The following is an 8,041-nucleotide window of genomic DNA, read 5'->3' as shown; positions in this document are numbered from 1 at the left end:
TCGTCGACGTCGATCAACCTGCCGTACATCACCGTCGACTCCGAGAAGAACCCCGTGTTCCTCGACGAGAAGCTGAGCCGTGCGGAGTTCGAGAAGATCACCGCCGAGCTGCTCGAGCGCACCAAGGCGCCGTTCCAGCACGTCATCAAGGACGCCGGCATCGCGCTCTCGGCCATCGACCACGTCGTGCTCGTGGGTGGCTCCACCCGCATGCCGGCGGTCGTCGAGCTCGTCAAGGAGCTCACCGGCGGCAAGGAGCCCAACAAGGGTGTCAACCCCGACGAGGTCGTCGCCGTGGGCGCCGCCCTGCAGGCCGGCGTGCTCAAGGGCGAGGTCAAGGACGTGCTCCTGCTCGACGTCACCCCGCTGAGCCTCGGCATCGAGACCAAGGGCGGTGTGATGACGAAGCTGATCGAGCGCAACACGACCATCCCGACCAAGCGGTCCGAGGTGTTCACGACGGCCGACGACAACCAGCCGTCCGTGGCGATCCAGGTGTACCAGGGCGAGCGCGAGATGGCCGCCGGCAACCAGCTGCTGGCCACGTTCGAGCTCACCGGACTGCCCCCGGCCCCGCGTGGCGTGCCGCAGATCGAGGTCACGTTCGACATCGACGCCAACGGCATCGTCAACGTGTCCGCCAAGGACCGCGGCACCGGCAAGGAGCAGTCGATGACCATCACCGGCGGCTCCGCGCTGTCCAAGGACGACATCGACCGCATGGTCAAGGACGCCGAGCAGTACGCCGAGGAGGACCACAAGCGTCGCGAGGCCGTCGAGACCCGCAACCAGGCCGAGACCCTCGCGCACACGACCGACAAGTTCCTCCAGGAGAACGGCGACAAGGTCGGTGACGAGGTCAAGGCCGAGGTGCAGGCCGACCTCGATGCCCTCAACGAGGCGCTCAAGGGCGACGACGCCGACGCCGTGCAGTCTGCGGTCACGAAGCTCGGCGAGTCCAGCTCGAAGATGGGCCAGGCGATGTACGAGGCCGCCGCGGCCGAGCAGGCAGCCCAGGGCGGCGATGCCGGAGCACCGACGGGTGACGCCGGCGAGGCGGACGCTGACGACGATGTCGTCGATGCCGAGATCGTCGACGAGGACGACACCGCGTCCGACGAGGAGCGCAAGTGACCGATCGTCCGGAAGAGACGAACGGCGACCCTTCGACAGGCTCAGGGACGGACGAGGTCGTTGAGCCTGTCGAAGCGACCCCGGAGCCCGAGCCCGTCGAGCCGACCCTCGAGCAGCAGCTCGCGGAGCGGACCGCCGACCTCCAGCGGATCCAGGCCGAGTACGTCAACTACAAGCGGCGCGTCGAGCGTGACCGGACGATCTCGCGCACCATGGGCGAGGCGTCCGTGCTGCGCTCGCTGCTCACCGTGCTCGACGACATCGGCCGGGCCGAGGAGCACGGGGAGCTCGAGGGCGGCTTCAAGGCCGTCGCCGACTCACTGCAGCAGGCCGTCAAGAGCCACCGGCTCGAGACGTTCGGCGCCCCCGGCGAGGTCTTCGACCCCCGGCTGCACGAGGCGCTCTTCCACGCCGGCGAGTCGGAGGACGTGGTCGTCACCACGATCCAGTCGGTCGTTCGCACGGGCTACCGCGTCGGCGACGACGTGATCCGACACGCCCAGGTCGGCGTCGTGGACCCTGCCACGTCAGCTGAGCCCGAAACTGTGGACGAGCCCGTCGAGTACGAACCCGAGACCGAGTAGGGAGGTCCGCCATGCCGGCCAGTGACTGGGCGACCAAGGACTTCTACAAGACGCTCGGGGTGTCCAAGGACGCCACGCAGGCCGACATCAAGAAGGCCTACCGCAAGCTCGCACGCGCCAACCACCCCGACTCCAACCCGGGCAACAAGGCCGCCGAGGACCGCTTCAAGGAGGTCTCCGAGGCCTACGCCGTGCTGTCGTCGCCAGACAAGCGCAAGGAGTACGACGAGCAGCGCACGCTGTTCGGCCAGTTCAAGGGCGGCTTCCAGGGTGGTGGCGGGCCGTACGGCCCGCCGGGCGGCCCCGGCGTCGACTTCGACCTCGGTGACCTCCTCGGCGGCATCTTCGGAGGCGGCGGCCGCGGTCGTACCCGGCGCCAGCCGCAGGGCCGGCGCGGCGACGACCTCGAGACCGAGGCCAGCATCACGTTCCAGCAGGCGGTCGACGGTGCGACGCTGCCGCTGCGCATGACCAGCGACGAGGCGTGCCCCACCTGCCACGGCACCGGCGCGAAGCCGGGCACCGTCCCCAAGGTGTGCTCCAAGTGCCAGGGCAGCGGCATGCAGACCGGCACGGTCGGCGGGGTTTTCGCGATGACGGAGCCGTGCGACCAGTGCCGTGGCCGCGGCATGGTCGTCGAGGACCCGTGCGCAACTTGCCGCGGCTCGGGCCGGGCGCCGTCGAGTCGAACGCTGCAGGTTCGCGTGCCTCCGGGTGTCCGGGACGGCCAGCGCATCCGGCTCAAGGGCAAGGGCGGTCGGGGCGAGGGAGCGCCAGACGGCGACCTGTATCTCATGGTGCACGTCGAGAAGCACAGCCTGTTCGCACGCAAGGGCGACCACCTCACCATCACGGTTCCGGTCGCCTTCGACGAGGCGGCGCTCGGCGCCACCATCTCGGTGCCGACGCTCGACGGCCCCACCGTCAGCATCCGCATCCCCGCGGGTACGCCGAGCGGACGCACGTTCCGCGCTCGCGGTAAGGGCGGCGCCACCAGGAGCGGCGGTCGGGGCGACCTGCTCGTCACCATCGATGTCCAGGTGCCGGCCGAGCTCGACGACGAGTCGCGAGCCGCCGTCGAGGCCCTGCGCGCGGCCCGCGGCAACACCGATCCCCGCGCGACCATCTCGACGGAGGCGGTGAGCTGATGATGGCCGCCGAACATCCGTTCAGTCCTCCCGGTCCGGAGGCCAAGGTCTTCGTGATCAGCGTCGCCGCCGAGCTGTCCGGCCTGCACCCGCAGACCCTGCGTACGTACGACCGGCTCGGCATCGTCGAGGCGGGACGCACGGGCGGCGGTGGTCGCCGCTACTCGCTCCGCGACATCGAGCTGCTGCGTCAGGTTGCCCGTCTGACCCACGAGGGCCTCGGGCTCGAGGGCGTCCGGCGCGTCATCCAGCTGGAGACGCAGGTCGACGCCCTGCAACAGAAGATCGCCGAGCTCCAGGCCGAGCTCGCCACCGCCCACCAGGCCCTCGGCACCGTGCAGAACCTCCCCGTGCGCGTTACCGACGCCCAGATCAGCGTCTGGCACAAGCCCCGTCGCTGAGTGGCGCAAACCCGACCGCGAATGGCGCAGAATGGCGCGACACGCCGTCTCGAATTGACCACCTCGCGCCACTCGCGGCCACCTTTGCGCCACTCGCGGTAGTCGCGTCGGCAGCAACCCTCGGTAGGTTGAGCGGGTGTTCCAGAAGATCCTCATCGCCAACCGGGGCGAGATCGCCATCCGGGCGTACCGGGCCGTGCACGAGCTCGGCGCCCGCACGGTGGCGGTGTTCCCGTATGAGGATCGCGGCTCGGAGCATCGGGTCCGGGCCGACGAGGCCTACGAGATCGGCGAACGGGGCCACCCGGTGCGCGCGTATCTCGACCCCCAGGCCATCGTCCGGGCCGCCCAGCGCGCGGGTGCCGACGCCGTCTATCCGGGCTACGGGTTCCTGTCGGAGAACCCCGAGCTCGCCGAGGCCTGCGCGAGCGCGGGCATCACGTTCATCGGACCGCCGGCCTCCGTGCTCGAGCTCACCGGCAACAAGGCGCGTGCGGTCTCGGCGGCCCGCGAGGCCGGAGTGCCGGTGCCGGCGTCGGTCCAGCCGTCGGACGACGCAGACGCGCTCGTCGACGCCGCTGCTGACCTGACCTACCCGCTGTTCGTGAAGGCCGTCGCAGGTGGCGGCGGACGCGGCATGAGACGGGTCACCGAGCCCGACCAGCTTCGCGAGGCCGTCGAAGCCGCGATGCGCGAGGCCAAGGGCGCGTTCGGCGACCCCACCTGCTTCATCGAGGAAGCCGTCGCCGACGCTCGGCACATCGAGGTCCAGATCCTCGCTGATGGAGAAGGCAACGTCGTCCACCTGCACGAACGCGACTGCTCGGTGCAACGCAGGCATCAGAAGGTGGTCGAGATGGCGCCGGCGCCGAATCTCGATCCCGAGCTTTGCCGGAGTATCTGTGCTGACGCGGTGCGCTTTGCAGAGTCCATCAACTACGCATCCGCCGGCACCGTCGAGTTCCTGGTGGGTGCCGACGGTCGACACGTGTTCATCGAGATGAACCCGCGAATCCAGGTCGAGCACACCGTCACCGAGGAGGTCACCGGGGTCGACCTCGTGCAGGCCCAGATGCGCATCGCGAGCGGCGAGACGCTCGCCGACCTCGGCCTCGCGAACCAGGGCGCCATCACCGCCGTCGGCGCCGCGTTGCAGTGCCGCATCACCACCGAGGACCCGGGCAACGAGTTCCGGCCCGACACCGGCCAGATCACCACCTACCGCTCACCCGGCGGTCCGGGGGTGCGTCTCGACGGCGGCACGACCTACACCGGCGCCGAGGTCAGCGCCCACTTCGACTCGCTGCTCTCAAAGCTCACCTGCCGCGGTCCCGACATGCAGACGGCCGTCACCCGCGCCCGGCGTGCGTTGGGGGAGTTCCGCGTCGGCGGCGTCGCCACCAACATCGGGTTTCTCAGGGGCCTGCTTGCGCACCCCGAGTTCAGCGACATCGAGGGTGGTGGTCACGTCAACACCACATTCATCGACGAGCACCCCGAGCTGCTCGTGGCCCAGCCGCCGGCGGAGGAGGCCGAGAAGCTGCTCGGCTATCTCGCCGACGTCACCGTCAACAAGCCGAACGGCTCTGCGCCGGTGAGCGTCAACCCGCGCACCAAGCTTCCCGATGTCGATCTGGATGCTGCCCCGCCCGACGGCTCCCGACAGCGGCTGCTCGAGCTCGGACCGGAAGGCTGGGCGCAGGCGCTGCGCGAGAGTGAGAGGGTCGGCGTCACCGACACCACGTTCCGTGACGCGCACCAGTCGCTGCTGGCCACCCGCGTCCGCACGCGCGACCTGCTCGAGGCGGCGCCCGTGGTCGCGCGCACGACACCACAGCTGCTCAGCGTCGAGTGCTGGGGCGGGGCCACCTACGACGTCGCGCTGCGGTTCCTCTTCGAGGACCCGTGGGAGCGGCTCGCCGCGCTGCGCGAGGCGATGCCCAACCTATGCCTGCAGATGCTGCTCCGCGGACGCAACACCGTCGGCTACACGCCGTACCCGACCGAGGTCACCACCGCGTTCGTCCGCGAGGCGACCGCTTCCGGCATCGATGTGTTCCGCATCTTCGACTCCCTCAACGACGTAAGCCAGATGCGGCCGGCGATCGACGCGGTGCGCGAGACTGGTCCGGCAGTGGCCGAGGTCGCGCTCTGCTACACCGGCGACCTGTCCTCGCCGGACGAGCGCCTCTACACGCTCGACTACTACCTGAAGCTGGCCGAGAACATCGTCGACGCCGGCGCCCACGTCCTCGCCATCAAGGACATGGCCGGCCTGCTGCGCGCCCCGGCCGCCCGCACCCTCGTCACCGCGCTGCGCGAGAGGTTCGACCTGCCGGTGCACCTGCACACCCACGACACACCCGGTGGCCAGCTCGCCACCCTGATCGCCGCGATCGAGTCCGGGGTCGACGCCGTCGACGCCGCCTCCGCGTCTCTGGCCGGCTCCACCAGCCAGCCGCCGATGTCCGCGCTGGTCGCGGCCACGGACCACTCGCCGCGCACCACCGGCCTCGACATCGCAGCGGTCAATGCCCTCGAGCCGTACTGGGAGGCGGTGCGACGCCTGTACGCGCCGTTCGAGTCCGGGCTGCCGGCGCCGACCGGGCGCGTCTACCGGCACGAGATCCCCGGTGGGCAGCTGTCCAACCTGCGCCAGCAGGCCATCGCGCTCGGGCTCGGCGAGAAGTTCGAGCAGATCGAGGACGTGTACGCCGCCGCGAACGACATCCTCGGCAACATCGTCAAGGTGACGCCGACGAGCAAGGTCGTCGGCGACCTTGCCCTCCACCTGGTGGCCGTCGGCGCCGACCCGGACGAGTTCGCAGCCGACCCCACCGCGTACGACATCCCCGACTCGGTCATCGGCTTCCTGTCCGGCGAGCTCGGCGACCCGCCCGGTGGCTGGCCCGAGCCGTTCCGTAGCAAGGCGCTGGAGGGTCGCACCACCAAGCCGCGGGTCACTGAGCTCAGCGACGACGATTCGAAGGAGCTCGCGTCCGACGACGTCGCCACCCGACGTCGAACCCTCAACCACCTCCTGTTCCCGGGCCCGACCGACGACTACGAGAAGTCGCAGGCCGAGCACGGCGATCTCTCGGCAGTACCCACCGACGCGTTTTGGTACGGCCTCCGCCCGGACGAGGAGACCGAGGTCCGGCTCGCGGAGGGCACCCTGCACCTGTTCGGGGTCGAGGCGATCGGCGAGCCGGACGAGCGCGGCATGCGCAACGTCCTTGGCACGATCAACGGGCAGCTGCGCCCCACCGAGGTGCGCGACCGCTCCGTCGAGGCGAAGGTCGCGTCCGCCGAGAAGGCAGACGCGTCAGATCCGAAGCAGGTGGCCGTGCCCTTCGCCGGCGTCGTCAGCGCCGTCGTGGGGGAGGGCGACAAGGTCGAGTCCGGCCAGACCGTCGCCACGATCGAGGCCATGAAGATGGAGGCGTCGATCACCGCGCCGTCGGCCGGCACCGTCAAGCGCCTCGCGATCGCCGACACTCGCCAGGCCGAGGGCGGCGATCTGCTGCTCGTGCTGGAATAGGGCCGTGAGCGAGCCTCGACCCGCGAGCGACTGGCCAGAAGATCCGTACCCGGGCGACTGGCCTGACCACTCCTACGTCGTGGACGCCGACGCCACGGTGCACCGCATCGAGGTCGACGCCGAGACGCCGTCGGGCTGGGCTGTGCGGACGGGGAGTGAGGCGGTCTGCCTGGACGACTGGCTACGCGATTCCGGGCAGCCCGGGCTCGCGGAGCGGACGCCCGTGCTGAGCTTCGGCTCGAACCGTTGTCCGTCGAAGGTCGTGCGCCAGGGTGGGCCGCTCGTCAACCTCGAGTGCGAGACCACCGGACTGGCCGCGGTGTGGAGCCACGGCACCCGCAAGGACGGTCAGATCGTCGCGACGCTCGTGCGCGCCCACGAGCACGAGGCGGTGTTCTTCCTGTCCATGTGCACCGACGCCGACATCGAGCTGCTCGACGTCGTCGAGGGTCAGGGTCGCCGGTACGAGCGGGTCGAGCTCGATGCCGCGCAGCTCCTGCTGGAGGATGGCACCTCACCGGAGCACGCGTGGGCCTACGTCGGCATCCACCCGCTCCGCTGGCCGATGGCCGGCGAGGACGGCCATCCAGTGCTGCTGACCACGATGAGTCAGGAGGAGGTCGGCATGTGGCGCGAGCAGGACCCGGCCCACTGGTACCCGGAGCCCGACCACCCGTTCGGCGCTTTGGCCGAGCTCGCCGACGACGATGGGACGGGTACTACGTGATCGGCGTGTTGGCGAGCGACACGATGGTGCCGATCACGAGCGCAAGCGCGATCGCCGGCATGAACCAGCCTGGACGCACTCGCACGCGCCACAGTGACCAGATCGTGACGAGCCCGAGCAGGATCCCGAACACGATGCTTCCGACGTGCCCGAGGTCGGTCAACGGTCGCGCCTCCGCGCACACCGGCGGGCAGAAGACGATGGGGAATCCATTGGTCAGGGCCGCCCAGCCGAGACCCAGGATCCCCGCGCTGGCGACGCCGCTGCCGCTGCCCTGCGCGCCTGCCATGAAGGAGATGGCCCACCAGAGCTGGATGAGGGCGACGCCGATGAGGGTCGTCGCCTCGGTGAGCGAGAGTGTGCCGTGCAGGTCGAACAGGCCGACGCCGAAGTCGATGATGATGTGCAGGACGCTGACGAACATCGTCGCCAAGCCGATCCACAGCCATGCCGGCATCCGCCATGTGCGACCCGACCATGCGAGCTGTTCGCTGCCCATCGGCCCA

Annotated in this window: 7 protein-coding genes; 6 read left to right on the top strand and 1 reads right to left on the bottom strand. The window is 70.0% G+C overall.

What is annotated here, in order from left to right:
- From ACRDPN_RS04845 to ACRDPN_RS04820, 6 genes are all read left to right on the top strand, one after another.
- On the top strand, positions 1-1,134 hold a 1,134-nt coding region (locus ACRDPN_RS04845), incomplete at its 5' end, for an Hsp70 family protein (RefSeq protein ID WP_431446238.1).
- Positions 1,131-1,718: a nucleotide exchange factor GrpE gene (gene grpE / locus ACRDPN_RS04840; protein ID WP_431446237.1), complete on the top strand. Its 588-nt coding sequence runs from the start codon at positions 1,131-1,133 to the stop codon at positions 1,716-1,718. The genes ACRDPN_RS04845 and grpE, both read left to right, overlap by 4 nt.
- Positions 1,719-1,729: 11 nt before the next feature.
- Entirely contained in the window at positions 1,730-2,866 is a 1,137-nt protein-coding gene (gene dnaJ / locus ACRDPN_RS04835; RefSeq protein WP_431446236.1) for a molecular chaperone DnaJ, read from the top strand.
- Positions 2,866-3,267: a heat shock protein transcriptional repressor HspR gene (locus tag ACRDPN_RS04830; protein ID WP_431446235.1), complete on the top strand. Its 402-nt coding sequence runs from the start codon at positions 2,866-2,868 to the stop codon at positions 3,265-3,267. The genes dnaJ and ACRDPN_RS04830 overlap by 1 nt, the downstream gene beginning before the upstream one ends.
- A gap of 136 nt (positions 3,268-3,403) precedes the next feature.
- On the top strand, positions 3,404-6,808 hold the full coding sequence (locus ACRDPN_RS04825; protein WP_431446234.1) for a pyruvate carboxylase: 3,405 nt from the start codon (positions 3,404-3,406) through the stop codon (positions 6,806-6,808).
- 4 nt (positions 6,809-6,812) lie between these two features.
- Positions 6,813-7,535 (top strand): hypothetical protein, encoded by a 723-nt coding sequence (locus ACRDPN_RS04820; RefSeq protein WP_431446233.1) that lies wholly within the window; start codon positions 6,813-6,815, stop codon positions 7,533-7,535.
- Here ACRDPN_RS04820 and ACRDPN_RS04815 read toward each other — a convergent pair.
- Positions 7,528-8,041 (bottom strand): hypothetical protein (locus ACRDPN_RS04815; RefSeq protein WP_431446232.1); only part of this gene is annotated, 514 nt, incomplete at its 5' end. The two genes, ACRDPN_RS04820 and ACRDPN_RS04815, sit on opposite strands and share 8 nt — an antisense overlap.

It is taken from the genome of Aeromicrobium sp., assembly GCF_050700635.1.
Taxonomy (GTDB): Bacteria; Actinomycetota; Actinomycetes; order Propionibacteriales; family Nocardioidaceae; genus Aeromicrobium.
The sequence above is the reverse complement of the archived record's forward strand: the minus strand, read 5'-3'. Positions and strand labels throughout refer to the sequence as shown.